This is a genomic window from Bradyrhizobium sp. Bra64 (assembly GCF_024519875.1).
In the GTDB taxonomy this organism is placed as follows: Bacteria; Pseudomonadota; Alphaproteobacteria; order Rhizobiales; family Xanthobacteraceae; genus Bradyrhizobium; species Bradyrhizobium japonicum_G.
Window position 1 is genome coordinate 12,174 of sequence record NZ_JALJRD010000023.1, and the last position, 12,742, is coordinate 24,915.

At 65.6% G+C, this 12,742-nt stretch carries 16 protein-coding genes; 9 read left to right on the top strand and 7 right to left on the bottom strand.

Translation table 11 applies throughout. The annotated features are described in order from the left end of the window. The first annotated feature begins 261 nt into the window (after positions 1-261). The 4 genes from rpsF (at position 262) to rplI (ending at position 2,858) form a co-directional block, all read left to right on the top strand. A complete protein-coding gene (rpsF, locus tag NR187_RS33605; protein ID WP_211385425.1) occupies positions 262-768 on the top strand; it encodes a 30S ribosomal protein S6 in 507 nt (168 codons plus the stop codon). Positions 769-773: 5 nt separating this feature from the next. Continuing rightward, a complete protein-coding gene (gene rpsR / locus NR187_RS33610) occupies positions 774-1,013 on the top strand; it encodes a 30S ribosomal protein S18 (RefSeq protein WP_007592020.1) in 240 nt (79 codons plus the stop codon). Positions 1,014-1,228: 215 nt separating this feature from the next. After that, positions 1,229-2,206, top strand: a complete 978-nt coding sequence (locus NR187_RS33615; RefSeq protein ID WP_211385424.1) for a DUF2232 domain-containing protein — start codon at positions 1,229-1,231, stop codon at positions 2,204-2,206. Positions 2,207-2,255: 49 nt separating this feature from the next. After that, positions 2,256-2,858 carry a 50S ribosomal protein L9 gene (rplI, locus tag NR187_RS33620; RefSeq protein WP_211385423.1) on the top strand — a complete coding sequence of 201 codons (603 nt, stop codon included), beginning with the start codon at positions 2,256-2,258 and terminating at the stop codon, positions 2,856-2,858. A 113-nt stretch (positions 2,859-2,971) separates the two neighbouring features. On the opposite strand, the gene NR187_RS33625 is transcribed toward rplI, so the two are convergent. The 4 genes from NR187_RS33625 to NR187_RS33640 form a co-directional block, all read right to left on the bottom strand. Continuing rightward, positions 2,972-3,439 (bottom strand): PaaI family thioesterase, encoded by a 468-nt coding sequence (locus NR187_RS33625; RefSeq protein ID WP_211385422.1) that lies wholly within the window; start codon positions 3,437-3,439, stop codon positions 2,972-2,974. Between the two features lie 10 nt (positions 3,440-3,449). Further along, the gene (locus tag NR187_RS33630) at positions 3,450-4,046 is read right to left on the bottom strand and encodes a TetR/AcrR family transcriptional regulator (RefSeq protein WP_211385421.1); all 597 of its coding nucleotides are present in this window, start codon (positions 4,044-4,046) and stop codon (positions 3,450-3,452) included. Between the two features lie 109 nt (positions 4,047-4,155). Further along, positions 4,156-5,190, bottom strand: a complete 1,035-nt coding sequence (locus NR187_RS33635; RefSeq protein WP_256809332.1) for a hypothetical protein — start codon at positions 5,188-5,190, stop codon at positions 4,156-4,158. A 270-nt stretch (positions 5,191-5,460) separates the two neighbouring features. Further along, a complete protein-coding gene (locus NR187_RS33640; RefSeq protein ID WP_256809333.1) occupies positions 5,461-5,667 on the bottom strand; it encodes a transcriptional regulator in 207 nt (68 codons plus the stop codon). Positions 5,668-6,217: 550 nt separating this feature from the next. Here NR187_RS33640 and NR187_RS33645 point away from each other — a divergent pair. After that, positions 6,218-7,723: a replicative DNA helicase gene (locus NR187_RS33645; RefSeq protein ID WP_211385418.1), complete on the top strand. Its 1,506-nt coding sequence runs from the start codon at positions 6,218-6,220 to the stop codon at positions 7,721-7,723. Between the two features lie 46 nt (positions 7,724-7,769). Continuing rightward, entirely contained in the window at positions 7,770-9,044 is a 1,275-nt protein-coding gene (alr, locus tag NR187_RS33650; RefSeq protein ID WP_256809369.1) for an alanine racemase, read from the top strand. A gap of 22 nt (positions 9,045-9,066) precedes the next feature. Here the strand turns inward: alr and NR187_RS33655 are convergent, their stop codons facing one another. Further along, a complete protein-coding gene (locus tag NR187_RS33655) occupies positions 9,067-9,285 on the bottom strand; it encodes a hypothetical protein (protein ID WP_211385417.1) in 219 nt (72 codons plus the stop codon). A gap of 40 nt (positions 9,286-9,325) precedes the next feature. On the opposite strand from NR187_RS33655, the gene NR187_RS33660 reads away from it, so the two are divergent. Next, complete coding sequence (locus NR187_RS33660; RefSeq protein WP_256809334.1) at positions 9,326-10,096, top strand: exodeoxyribonuclease III; 771 nt, start codon at positions 9,326-9,328, stop codon at positions 10,094-10,096. Positions 10,097-10,116: 20 nt separating this feature from the next. Here NR187_RS33660 and NR187_RS33665 read toward each other — a convergent pair whose 3' ends face one another. Both NR187_RS33665 and NR187_RS33670 read right to left on the bottom strand, forming a co-directional pair. Next, entirely contained in the window at positions 10,117-10,485 is a 369-nt protein-coding gene (locus NR187_RS33665; RefSeq protein WP_211385415.1) for a GFA family protein, read from the bottom strand. 76 nt (positions 10,486-10,561) lie between these two features. Then, entirely contained in the window at positions 10,562-10,879 is a 318-nt protein-coding gene (locus tag NR187_RS33670; RefSeq protein ID WP_256809335.1) for a hypothetical protein, read from the bottom strand. Between the two features lie 179 nt (positions 10,880-11,058). Here NR187_RS33670 and NR187_RS33675 point away from each other — a divergent pair, with 179 nt between their 5' ends. Continuing rightward, positions 11,059-11,811 carry a FadR/GntR family transcriptional regulator gene (locus NR187_RS33675; protein ID WP_256809336.1) on the top strand — a complete coding sequence of 251 codons (753 nt, stop codon included), beginning with the start codon at positions 11,059-11,061 and terminating at the stop codon, positions 11,809-11,811. Between the two features lie 31 nt (positions 11,812-11,842). Continuing rightward, positions 11,843-12,742 (top strand): NAD(P)-dependent oxidoreductase, encoded by a 900-nt coding sequence (locus NR187_RS33680; protein ID WP_211385412.1) that lies wholly within the window; start codon positions 11,843-11,845, stop codon positions 12,740-12,742.

Sequence of the window (12,742 nt, forward strand, 5' to 3'; positions counted from 1 at the left end):
CCGTTGGACGGGAACCGTCCGGGCGAATAGCCGCCTGCATCCTTGCCAAGTCGGCCAAAATCCGTATAAGGCGCGCATCCGCAGACCCCGGCCGGGAGCTGAACGGACGGTCTCAGCAAATCATTCGTGATTTTGGTGTGGCAGGGCCAGTCGGCCCGTCGTCCCGTGTTTCCGCCTTCTGAGCTTAATCCCAGAGTCCTTTCCGAAGGCCTCTTAAGGGCTTGACGCCGGGCGATGCGCCAACATGAGGAAAGGACCACCATGGCTCTCTATGAGCATGTTTTTCTCGCGCGTCAGGACGCGAGCACGCAGCAGGTCGAAGAGCTGACTGCGCAGATGACCGGCATCGTCGAGGGTCTCGGCGGCAAGGTCACCAAGACCGAGAACTGGGGCGTGCGCTCCCTCACCTACCGCATGAACAAGAACCGCAAGGCGCACTTCGTGCTGCTCAACATCGACGCGCCGTCCGCCGCGATCGCCGAGATCGAGCGCCAGGAGCGCATCAGCGAGGATGTGATCCGCTATCTCAGCGTCCGCGTCGAAGAACTCGAGGAAGGCCCGTCCGCGATGATGCGCAAGGCCGACCGCGACCGCGAGCGTGACGACCGTGGCGGCGGCTTCCGGGGTGATCGCGAAGGCGGTGGCTTCCGTGGCGACCGCGAAGGCGGTTTCCGTGGCGGCGATCGCGACGGTGGTGGCTTCCGCGGTGACCGCGGTCCGCGCCGTCCGCGCGACGAAGCTGAAACCTCAACGCCGGATGCGGAGTAAGATCAATGGCTGAAGCTGGTGCACGCCGTCCGTTTTTCCGTCGTCGCAAGAGCTGCCCTTTCACGGGTGCGAACGCTCCGAAGATCGACTACAAGGACTCCAAGCTGTTGATGCGTTACGTCTCCGAGCGCGGCAAGATCGTGCCGAGCCGCATCACCGCGGTGTCCGCGAAGAAGCAGCGTGAGCTCGCCCGCGCCATCAAGCGCGCGCGCTTCCTGGGCCTGCTGCCCTACGTCATTCGCTAAGACGAACTCGGCCGGCGACGACATCGCCGCCGGCCGCACTCCAAAACGCGATGAATCATCATCGCGCTTTGGGTTGTCGTTTGAGCATGATCTTTCCGGAAAACCGCTGCACACTTTTCCGGATCATGCTTGAGTTTCATAAGGCTTCCGGGTCGTCCGGTCGCCGATGGTTGGGGCAAGACGCCTCTAACCGCTCGAAGGGAGCGGGACAGCTGATGATGGCCTTTGGACTGATAGCCCTGATCGCCGGCGCTGCGTCGGCCCTGATGTTCGCCTCGATCATTTCGGGCGCGCTGGTCTCGCTCGTCCTGTTCTATCTCGCACCGCTGCCGCTGATGGTCGCCTCGATCGGCTGGGGACCGCTTTGCGCGACGCTCGGCGGCATCGCTGCCGCGCTCGGTCTCGGCGCCCTGTTCGGACTGCCCTACTGCATCGCCTTCGCCGTCACCGTCGCACTGCCGGCCTGGTGGCTCGGCCATCTCGTCCTGCTCAGCCGGCTGGTGCCGGGCGCAGCGCCCGCCGCCGACGCCGCGCCGCCGGCCGAACCCGAGCTCGAGTGGTATCCGGTTGGCCGCATCCTGCTTTGGATTGCGGGCTTCGCCACGCTGACCACGATCGCCGCCCTGCTCACGCTCGGTACCGACGCCGAGACCATCACCGGCGCGCTGCGACGTGGCCTGATGCGCCTCCTCCGTACCGCCGACCCGCAGGCCTCCGGCGAAGCCGGCCAGTTCGTCGACGCGCTGGTAAATATCGCACCGGCCGCGGCCACCATCGTCGCGATGATGACGCTGACACTCAATCTCTGGCTCAGCGCCAAGGTGACCGCGACGTCGGGGCGGCTGCGACGTCCCTGGCCGGACCTGATGACGGCGGAGCTGCCGCCGATGACGCTCGTCGCGCTCTGCATCGCGATCGCCCTCTGCTTCACCGGCGGACTGCTCGCGATCGTCGCGCAGATCACCACGGCGGCGCTGATGATGGGGTATGCGCTGACCGGCTTTGCCGTGCTGCATACGCTGACGCTGGCACTGAAAAGCCGCACCTTCTGGCTCGGCTCGACCTACGCCGTCGTCGTCTTTTTCGGCTGGCCCGTCATTGCAATGGTCATCCTCGGCCTTGCGGATGCCGTGTTCGGCTTCCGCGAGCGCTTCCTGCGTATGCGCCAGCCACCGCCGCTGCCGACCCCCTGAGTTCAAGTCCGAAAATCCAACTCACTCAACACTTCAAAGGAGAACGAATATGGAAGTCATTTTGCTGGAACGCGTCAACAAGCTCGGTCAGATGGGCGAAGTCGTGAAGGTTCGCGACGGTTATGCCCGCAATTTCCTGCTCAAGCGCGGCAAGGCCCTGCGCGCCACCGCCGACAACCGTGCCAGGTACGACGGCATGAAGGCCGAGCTCGAGGCTCGCAACCTCCAGTCCAAGGGCGAGGCGTCCAAGGTCGCCGAGAAGATCCAGGGCAAGAACATCATCGTGATCCGGCAGGCCTCGGAAGCCGGCCAGCTGTTCGGCTCGGTCAACGTGCGTGACATCGTCGTGGCGTTCGAAGCCGACGGCGTTTCGCTGTCCCGCCCGCAGGTTCAGCTCGACGCGCCGATCAAGACCATCGGCAAGCACACCATCACGGTTGCGGTCCACCCCGAGGTCGAGGTCGAGATCAGTGTCACCGTGGCGCGCAGCCAGGACGAGGCCGAGCGCATCAACCGCGGCGAGGACATCTCGACCCGCAACGAAGACCGCGACGCGGCTGCCGAAGCGATCGCCGCCGCAGGCGAGTTCTTCGATCCGGAAGCCGAGCACGACGACGTCGAGCCGGCTCCGGCGGCAGAGACCGAGAAGTAAATACGCCTCATGCGCTGGCTTGACCCGCGCATCCATCAAAAGAGCCTTGCTCAAGAAGATGGATTGGGGTCAAGCCCGGCAATGACGACGGAAAATGGATCAGCCCGGCCGCCTCAGGCGGCCGGGCTGATCGTTTTGGCGGCGGCCTCCTCGCTCAGCATCGCGATCGAGGCAAGCGCAGTGGCCGTGTGCTTCTCGACACCGCCGCTGACGCAGTACACGTCGGCGGCGACCACCGCGACCTGACGGCCCGGCTTGATCACCCTTGCCCGGCAGATCAGCTTCTCGCCGACCGCAGGCGAGAGCAGATTGAGCTTGTATTCCGCCGTCAGTGCCGGCTGGCCGCGCGAAGTGGCCGCCGCGATCGTGGTCGCGTTGTCGACCAGGAAGGCGGTGACGCCGCCATGGAAGAAGCCGTGCTGCTGCAGCAGCTCCGGCCGGCGTTCGACCGCGATCGTGCAGGTGCCGCGCGACAATTCGGACAGCTCGGCGCCGACCAGGTTCATAAAGCCCTGCCGGCCGACATTGGCGTGGATGCGCTCGGCTACCGCCGCGAATTCGGGATCTGCTTCGGCTGGCATGGGCCTCTCCTCACGGCGTGTTGATACGATCGAGTGGCCGCAGCGCACGGCTGGCGCAGGCGATCAACGTCTCGGCCTCGGCGCGCGGATCGGTGCGGTCGCGTCCCGACAGGAAGGCGCGGCAAAAAATCTGCGCCGGACCGATGAGCTGGCTGACGAACATCGCCGGCGTCATCGGCAAAAGCTCTCCGCGCCCCACCAGCGGCCCGCGCCAGCGCTCGATGCCTTCGGCAAGGCGCGCATTCTGCGCGCGCTGGGCGTCGCGAACGTCCTCGCCCCATTCGCTGCGCGAGATATCGAACAGATAGCGCGCCTGGCGCCGGCTGGTGACGACCCAGTCGAGATGCGCCCGGATCAGGCCATCGATGCCCTGCCCGGCGTCAGGCAGAGGATCGAGCGCGGCCAGCATCGCGGCGTGATACTGCCGCAGCACGTCCAGGAACAGCGCACCGGCAAGCTCCTTCTTCGAGCCGAAGACGTGGAAGAAGCTGCCGTTGGAGGCGCGCGCCCGGGCGCGGATCGCAGCCACCGTGGCAGCCTCGAAGCCGACGCGGTCGAAGACGAAAAGCCCCGCCGCCAGCAGATCGTCGCGCACGCTCGCCGTCATCGGCGCCTCCTGGAGCATTACTCTAGAGCAGTGCTCTAGTCATGGTCAAGATGATGCGGAGGCCGCGATGAGCGCGGCTTCCGTTTGTCGAATAAAAATGGGGTGCGGCCTACCGCGAGATCGGCGGCGCCGGCGGTCCGGAAGATGACGCCGGCGGCGGGGCCGCAGCAGTCGCGGGCGGCGCCGGCTCCGGCGGCTTGGCTGCCGGTTCGGAGCTGGCGGCGGGCGCGGCCGGCTTGGGAGCCGCCTCTTCCGCCGGCTTGAGCTCAGCGGGCTTGGGTTCGGCAGGCTTGGGTTCGGCAGTGGCCGCTGCCGGCGGCGCCGGCGTCACCTGCGGCACCGGATCGGGCCGCAGCGCCGGCGTATCAGTGCCACGCGGCTCGACCTTGGCGCTCTCCGGCTTCGACTCGGCGGGTTTCTCCGATGCCTTGCCGCTGTCGGGCTTGGCCTCATCGCGACCGGGCTCGACCTTGGCGGTCTCGGGCTTGACGGTCTCGGGCTTGGACTCGTTCTTCTTGTCGTCGGCCTTCTTGTCGTCGGTGGCCGGCGTGGCGGCATCGGCCTTCGGCGCCTCTTCGGTCTCGGGCTTGCCGCGCTTGCTGAGACGCTTGGCCTTGCGGCCCTCCGGCGTGGCTTGCCCCTCGGGTTTTGCAGCTTCCTTGGCACCCTCCTCGCTCGGTCGCGCAGCACGCTTCTGGCGCGCGCCCTCGGCCGCCGGGGCGACAGCAGCCTCGCCTTCCGGCTTGGCGGCCTCCTGGGAGCGTTGGCGACGGCCATGATGCTCAGGATTGGTGCTCGCTTCCTTCTCCTTGGCGCCGTCCTTCTTGTCCTTGCCGTCCTTGCCGCCGTCCTTGGCCTGGTAGCGGGTGTCGGTGGCACCGTTGGAGACGAGGTAGGAGGCGAGGACGCCCGCCATGTCCGAGCTCGTGGTGTAGTGCTGGCGCAGGAATCCCGGCAGCGAACCCGGCGCCACGGACTTCAGAAGTCCGCGCGGGCTCTTGTGGCAGGCAGTGCAGGTCTGCGCAAAAATCTGGGACGGGCTTTTGCCGGCCTCGAGGTTCGTCGCCTGTGCAAGAGCGGCATCGGTCGCACCGAAGCCGATCAGAAGCAACACCGTCGCGAGGCTGAGCGCTCGGCTCGACATTCCCATCATCTCCACTGAATTCCGAGAGGTCCAGCCGGCAGAAGGCGCGGCGGCGGGTCACCTTTTAGCGGATTGAGCCGCGAATGGAAGCAGGCTCCACACGCAAGGATGTGATTAAGCGCTTTTGGAATATCGGCTGTGATCACAGCGCAATAGCAGACCGCAATGACGGCTCGCCAGTGCCCCGATGTTGAACTGATTTCTGCTCCACCCGCGACGCCATGGCGCACATGAGGCTGCTCAGACGAAAGGTCGCAGATGAATGATGGCCTAGTGGCGCAGGGTCGATATCTGGGAGAGGCGGAAAGAGGCTGTTAACGCCAGTTGCGCGCGCAATTCCACGATGACCTCGGGTGCGACCGGCTGGCGCCGGATTTCGGGACGTTCGGCGTGCTCCATGGCCGCGATCAGGCCCGACAGCCAAAGCCGGCTGCCTGCCTCGCTCCGCCAATTCTGGGGCTGCCGTTCTGGCCGCATCGCCTGCCTCGTCTCCCCGTTGGCGGATCACGGGATAAGTCCCTGCCCGCCTGCCTGTTCCGGCACTACCCCCGAAAGAATCCGGGGAGATGTGATCTGCTTCACATAAGTCTCGTCGGGCCTGGCTTAGACCGTCGCCATGAGCAAAGAGACCCAAACCTCATTCGACGTGCAGGACGACCTCCGCACCGATTACGCCCTGATCGTGACCGGCGTCGGGGCGGCCGTGGTTGCGCTGGTCTACCTCCTGCTGGTCTGAAGCCGAGCCGAAAGCTCCCAGCGTGCGTCATTTCGCGCGCATCTCGATACGTCTGCCCGCCAATCCATTAGGTTCACTTCATCCGGAGTTTTCCGTGGCGCCGCTGCGGCCGCTTCCAGGCCGCGCCCCGAGTTCCGCGAAAACCCGTCAAGCGCGGCGCGGGCTGCGGCGACCAATCATCCACCATTTTAATGATCGGTTGATAGCAGCCAGCTTTCGCTTCCGCTTTGGGCCGAGGCGGCGCTTTATCCCGGCCCCGCATCCGCCCCAGAAAATTGCTATCGCTCGACCATGGCCCTGACTGATTCGAACGTTCTCAAACTCGCGCCCGAAGCCGGAACTCCCGCTTATCGGAGCGCGCCGCATAATATCGAGGCGGAACAGAGCCTTCTGGGCGCGATCCTGGTCAACAACGACGCCTTCTACCGCGTCTCCGATTTCCTGGAGCCGAAGCATTATTTCGAGCCCTTGCACCAGACCATCTACGAGACCGCCGGCAGCCTGATCCGGATGGGCAAGATCGCCACGCCGGTGACATTGAAGACGTTCCTGCCCGCCGACACCGATGTCGGCGGCATGACCATCGGGCAATATCTGGCGCGGCTCGCGGCCGAAGCGACCACCATCATCAATGCGCAGGATTATGGGCGCACCATCTACGATCTGGCATTGCGCCGCGACCTGATCGGCATCGGCGAGGACATGGTCAATGTCGCCTATGACGCCCCGGTCGACTTTGCGCCGCGGGCGCAGATCGAGGACGCCGAACGCCGCCTCTACGAGCTCGCGGAATCCGGCCGCTACGACGGCGGCTTCCAGAAATTCTCGCAGGCGCTGACAGTCGCGGTCGATCTCGCTGCCAAGGCGTTCCAGCGCGACGGAAAGCTGTCGGGCATCTCCACGGGCCTGCGCGATCTCGACACCAAGATGGGCGGCTTGCAGCACTCCGACCTCATCATCGTCGCGGGACGTCCCGGCATGGGCAAGACGTCGCTGGCGACCAACATCGCCTACAACGTCGCGCAGGCCTACGTTCCGGAACTACAGGCCGACGGCACCATGAAGGCCGCCAACGGCGGCGTCATCGGCTTCTTCTCCTGCGAAATGTCGGCCGACCAGCTCGCCACGCGTATCGTGGCCGAGCGCACCGGCATCCCCTCCTCCCACATCCGCCGCGGCGGCATCTCGGAGGCCGATTTCGAGAAGATCCGCCAGGTCTCGATCGAGCTGCAGTCGCTGCCGTTCTATGTGGACGCAACCGGCGGCCTGTCGATCGCGCAGCTGATGGCGCGTGCGCGCCGGCTGAAGCGCCAGAAGGGCCTCGATCTCCTCGTGATCGACTACATCCAGCTTCTGTCCGGCTCGGGCAAGCGCGCCAGCGACAGCCGCGTTCAGGAAATCACGGAAATCACGACCAGTCTGAAGGCGCTGGCGAAGGAGCTCAACGTCCCCGTGATTGCGCTGTCGCAGCTCTCGCGTCAGGTGGAATCGCGCGAGGACAAACGGCCACAGCTCTCGGACTTGCGCGAATCCGGCTCGATCGAGCAGGACGCCGACGTCGTGCTGTTCGTGTTCCGCGAGGAATATTACCTCGCCATGAAGGAGCCGCGCCCCGGCACCGAGGAACACGCCAAATGGCAGTCCGACATGGAACGCACGGCGGGGCGCGCCGAAGTCATCATCGGCAAGCAGCGCCATGGCCCGACCGGCACCGTCGAGCTGCACTTCGACGCATCGGTCACGCGCTTCGGCGACCTCGCGCATGACGGCCAGATTCCGGATCGCAGCGAGTACTGAGTTCCTTGAACCGGACCGGCCTCTTGCGTAAAACGGCGCCATGACAATGGCGTCCGACCCGAAAATGATCCCTCAATCCGGCCTTCTCTCGGCGGAGGCCAATCAGGCAGCCGCACTCGCTGGCTTCGGCGGCGTGCTCACCGTCGATCTCGACGCCATCATCGCCAACTGGCGCAAGCTCGAGAAGACGGCGGTCCCGGCCGAATGCTCGGCGGTGATCAAGGCCGACGCCTATGGCTGCGGCGCCGAGCAGGTCGCGCGCGCACTGAACAAGGCCGGCTGCAAGACCTTTTTCGTCGCGACCATCGAGGAAGCGCGCAAGGTGCGCGCCGCGGTCCCCGAGCCGGCGATCTACGTGCTCGGCGGCTATTTCCAGAACACCGGCGAGCACTACGCCCAGATCAATTGCCGCCCCGTGATCGGCGATCTCAACGAGCTCGCCGAATGGGACGTGTTCTGCCGCCGCACCGGCTGGACCGGCGGCGCCGCCATCCACATCGATACGGGCATGAACCGGCTCGGGCTGACGCTGGCGGAAGCGCAGGCCATCATCCCCCGCATCAATGCCGGCGATCACGGCATCACGCTGGTGATGAGCCATCTGGTCTCGGCCGAGCAGCTCAACAGCCCCGTCAATGCCAAGCAGCTCGCAGCCTTCCGCAGCATCGCCAGCGAATTCTCCGGCGTGCCCGCGGCGCTCGCCAATTCCTCCGGAATCTTCCTCGGCGCGCCCTTCCAGTTCGATCTGGTGCGGCCGGGCGCAGCGCTCTACGGCGTCAATCCGACGCCGGAGGCCGACAATCCGATGCAGCCGGTGGTCGATCTGAAGGCACGCATCGTGCAGATCCGCAATGTCGAGCGCGGTGAGAGCGTCGGCTATGGCGGCACCTGGACCGCGCGGCGGCCGACCAAGCTCGCGATCATCGCGGTCGGCTATGCCGACGGCTATTTCCGCGCCGCCAGCTCCAATGACGGCACTCGCGGCGCCGAGGTCATCGTCGCCGGCAAACGCTGCCCGGTCGCGGGCCGCGTCTCCATGGACTTGATCGCGATCGACATCACCGATTTGCCCCCGAACGCGGCGCGGCGCGGCCACATGGTGACACTGCTCGGCGAAGGCATCACCGTCGACGAGCTCGCCCATCATTTCGGCACGATCGGCTATGAGGTGCTGACCAGCCTCGGCCATCGCTACGCCCGTATCTACAAGGGCGGCAACGCGGTCGAGCCGCTGGGACGTCCGGCGCCGGTGGCCGAGCAGACGCCCGCCACGCCGCCGATCGAGCAGCCGGCGAGCCCGCCGCCGCCGCTGCTGAGCTGAGCTGAGCTGAGCTGTTCGCCGCTTACTTCTTTTTCCTGCTGTCCAGGGCCGCCTTGCAGGTCGCGCTGAGCTGGTCGCGTTTGCCATTGAGGCAGGCGACGATCCCGCCTCCGGGTGCGAGGCCGGCGCAGAATTTATCATAGTCCGCCTTGCATGCGCCGCGCGGATCGGCCGATTGTGCCGAAGCCGCTGCGGAGAAGGCAGCGGTGACGACGATGGCGACAAAGCTCAATCTGGACATTGTATCTCCGGTGACGGAAGGCAGGAGCCGGTAGCTCTACATGAAGATCGCGACATTCAACATCAACAACGTCAATCGCCGCCTGCCCAATCTGTTGGCGTGGATGCGAACGGCGAAGCCTGACGTCGTCGCGCTTCAGGAGTTGAAGGCAAGTGATGGCGAATTTCCGGCGGCCGCCATCGAAAAGGCCGGTTACGGCGCAGTGTGGTGTGGACAGAAGACGTGGAACGGCGTCGCCATTCTCGCCCGCAATGCCGAGCCGGTTCTCACGCGCGATCGCTTGCCGGGAAAGCCTGATGATCACGAAGCCCGTTACATCGAAGCTGCGGTGCGCGGAATCATCTTCACCAGCATCTACCTGCCAAACGGCAATCCGCAACCGGGACCGAAATTCGATTACAAGCTCGACTGGTTCGCGCGTCTCAAGCGCCACGCCAGGACCTTCATCAAGCAGGATCTGCCGGTGGTGCTCGCCGGCGATTACAACGTCGCGCCGACGAAGATCGACATCTATCCGACACGATCGTGGGACAAGGATGCCCTGATCCAGCCGAAGAGCCGCGCGGCCTTTGCCTCGCTCGTCTCACAGGGCTGGTGCGACGCGATCCGTGAGCTGCATCCGGACAAGCGCATCTACACCTTCTGGGACTACAAGCGGAACCGCTGGCCGCGCGATGCGGGCTTGCGGCTCGATCACCTCCTGGTTAGCCCCGTCCTCGTCTCACGCCTGGCCAAAGCGGGCGTCGACAAGGAGGTCCGCGGCGAGGACGGCGCGAGCGATCACGCGCCGGCGTGGATCATGCTGAGATAGATTGTACGAACCTATACTGCTCACCACAAATTCTTGCCGTCGATCAGGTTGACCGGCACGGCCTCCAGATCGAAATCGTCGAACAGGCGCGCGTTGACGCCGACCTTGGGATTGTCGAAATCGGGCTTGCCGGTCGACCAGTCCGGCGATTCCGAATAGGTGCCGCAGCCGCAGTTCGCGCAGAAATGATGTTTGACCGTGCGGCTGCCCCAGAGATAGGTCGCAACGTTCTCCGGCGGCGACAGCAGCCGAAACTGCGCCGGCGTGTAATAGGCCCAAAGCGCGCCGCGCTTGGCGCAAAGCGAACAGGTGCAGCGAGTCACGCCCGAGGGCGCCTCCGCCACCTCGAACACCGTTTCACCGCAATGACAGCTTGCCTCGATCGGCATGACCCACTCTCCGTTTTGTCAGGAGGTGGTCGTAGCCGGTCCCTGCTGCCAACATGCTGTCAGCAGCACCATTCCGTCAGGACGTCTCGTTCGCCGACAGCCGCTCGGCGTTCGCAGCCACATGCTCGCGATAGCGCCGGACGATGGTCCCCGGCGTTGCGCCGGCAAGCAGGCTCGCGGCGGCCTCGAAGGCCGCGGCGATCTTCTCGCTGACCATCAGCACGGCCTCCTGCCCGGCGGCCTCATCACCGTGGCTGAGCTTCTCACAGCGCAGCCGCACGACCTCGCTCGCTTCGACCGCGAGCATCGCGCCGGCATACCAGGGAAAACCGTCGTCGGATCCGCCGAGTACCGCATGGCGGTCGAGCGCGGAGAAGGACTCATGGTCGGGCATCACGCACCTCAAGTTCTTTGAGCGAACGCTCCGATCAATACGCGTCAAATTTGAAGGATCAGGCCGGCAAGTGGAGCGGATTGGCGGCGCCCGAGACACCGCCGATTAACCAGAGCCCTTGACGCGGGCACTCTGGTTAGCATACTGGTCTGACCAAGATCAGACCAAAAGAGACCGGGATGGAGCTGAAGCGGGCCGCCGACGGCGAAAAAGGGTTCGAGAAGGTGTTCGCCTTCTTGCGGGAGCGCCTGCTTGCGGGCTCGCTCAAGCCCGGCGACCGCCTGATTTCCGAGCGCGAGCTGGCGACCCTGCTTGGCGTCAGCCGGCCGATCGTTCGCGAGGCGCTGCGCGCCCTGACCGTGCTCGGCATCGTCGAGATCCGCGACCGCATCGGCACCGTCGTGACCCGGCCGGATGTGTCGGTCCTGAACGACTTCTTCACCTTCGCGCTGGCCCAGCAGGCCGACATGCTCGACGACGTCATGCAGGCGCGCGTCGCGATCGAATGTCAGGCGATCCGCCTCGCCTGCGAACGCGCCAACATCGCCGATTTCGAGCGCCTCCAGCGGACGCTCGCAAAGATCGGCGAGACGATCGACGAGGCTGATGCCGGCGGCATGGCCGACTTCGAATTCCATCGCGCCATCGTCGTGGCATCGCATTCGGAGACGCTTACCGTGCTGCATAGCTCGATGGCGGGCCTGCTGACGCATTCGCATCGTAGTCGCCGTGAGCTGGTGCAGGCCTTCCCGTCGATGAAGACCTATCTGATCGACGACCACCGGCGCATCTTCGACGCCATCATCGCGCGCGATCCGGAGCGGGCGGACGCAACGCTGCGCAAGCATTTTGCCATCGGCGACGAATACCGCAGGCGGGCCGTCGTCGGCGACATCGACAAGACCAGCGACAAGACCAGCGCCTCGCGCTGATCGCGGGCGAACCAAGAAGCGGACTGACAACATGGGACGGAACGACAAGGGCAACGTCGGCTTCATCGGCATCGGCACGATGGGCCTGGAGATGGTGCGCAACCTCCTCAAGGCCGGGCACGCGGTGCGCGCGTTCGACCTCAACGAGGCGGCTCTGACCGAGATCGTCAAGGAAGGCGCGGCTCGCGCCAACAGCCCTGCCGTTGCCGCGCAAGGCGCCGACATCGTCATCACCATGCTGCCGGACACGCCCCATGTGGAAGCAACCATTTACGGCGAGCATGGCCTCCTGGAGTCGCCCCCGCCCGGCAAGCTCATCGTCGATATGAGCACGATCTCGCCGGTCGCCGTCCGCCGCATCCATGCCGACCTGCAAAAGGCCGGGGTCAGCTTCATCGACGCGCCGGTCTCGGGCGGACCACTGGGCGCAAAGAACGCCGCGCTGTCGATCATGGCCGGCGGCGAGGCGGACGCCTTCGCCAAGGCCGAGCCGTTCTTCCGCGCGATGGGCACGACCATCACCCATGCCGGCGCCAGCGGCGCTGGCCAGACCGTGAAACTCTGCAATCAGCTCATCTGCGGCATCAACATCCAGGCGATCTGCGAGGCACTTGCGCTCGGGCGCGCCTCGGGCGTGGATCTCGATCTGCTGCGCCGGATGCTGCTCGGCGGTTCCGCCGCCTCCTGGATGCTGGACAAGCTCGGCCCCGCCATGATCGCCGGCGACGCGGCGGCCGGCTTCCGCATCGACCTCATGCTGAAGGACCTCCGCCTGGTGCAGGAGCATGCGCAATCGCTGAGCGTGCCCCTGCCCGGCACCGCGCTCGTCACCAGCCAGTATGTCGACGCCCGCGCACATGGCGAAGGCGCCAACGGCAACCAGGCGCTGTTCCGCGTCTACGACCGCATGACCAACCAGACGACCGGCTGA

Coding starts and splice junctions, on each gene's coding strand:
- NR187_RS33665 (WP_211385415.1), bottom strand. CDS start 10,485: ATGCCGATCGAGGCAAGCTGTCATTGCGGTGAAACGGTGTTCGAGGTG.
- NR187_RS33630 (WP_211385421.1), bottom strand. CDS start 4,046: ATGACGGCGAGCGTGCGCGACGATCTGCTGGCGGCGGGGCTTTTCGTC.
- NR187_RS33660 (WP_256809334.1), top strand. CDS start 9,326: ATGAAGATCGCGACATTCAACATCAACAACGTCAATCGCCGCCTGCCC.
- rpsR (WP_007592020.1), top strand. CDS start 774: ATGGCTGAAGCTGGTGCACGCCGTCCGTTTTTCCGTCGTCGCAAGAGC.
- NR187_RS33625 (WP_211385422.1), bottom strand. CDS start 3,439: ATGCCAGCCGAAGCAGATCCCGAATTCGCGGCGGTAGCCGAGCGCATC.
- NR187_RS33615 (WP_211385424.1), top strand. CDS start 1,229: ATGATGGCCTTTGGACTGATAGCCCTGATCGCCGGCGCTGCGTCGGCC.
- NR187_RS33635 (WP_256809332.1), bottom strand. CDS start 5,190: ATGTCGAGCCGAGCGCTCAGCCTCGCGACGGTGTTGCTTCTGATCGGC.
- NR187_RS33640 (WP_256809333.1), bottom strand. CDS start 5,667: ATGCGGCCAGAACGGCAGCCCCAGAATTGGCGGAGCGAGGCAGGCAGC.
- rplI (WP_211385423.1), top strand. CDS start 2,256: ATGGAAGTCATTTTGCTGGAACGCGTCAACAAGCTCGGTCAGATGGGC.
- alr (WP_256809369.1), top strand. CDS start 7,770: ATGGCGTCCGACCCGAAAATGATCCCTCAATCCGGCCTTCTCTCGGCG.
- NR187_RS33655 (WP_211385417.1), bottom strand. CDS start 9,285: ATGTCCAGATTGAGCTTTGTCGCCATCGTCGTCACCGCTGCCTTCTCC.
- NR187_RS33645 (WP_211385418.1), top strand. CDS start 6,218: ATGGCCCTGACTGATTCGAACGTTCTCAAACTCGCGCCCGAAGCCGGA.
- rpsF (WP_211385425.1), top strand. CDS start 262: ATGGCTCTCTATGAGCATGTTTTTCTCGCGCGTCAGGACGCGAGCACG.
- NR187_RS33680 (WP_211385412.1), top strand. CDS start 11,843: ATGGGACGGAACGACAAGGGCAACGTCGGCTTCATCGGCATCGGCACG.
- NR187_RS33670 (WP_256809335.1), bottom strand. CDS start 10,879: ATGCCCGACCATGAGTCCTTCTCCGCGCTCGACCGCCATGCGGTACTC.
- NR187_RS33675 (WP_256809336.1), top strand. CDS start 11,059: ATGGAGCTGAAGCGGGCCGCCGACGGCGAAAAAGGGTTCGAGAAGGTG.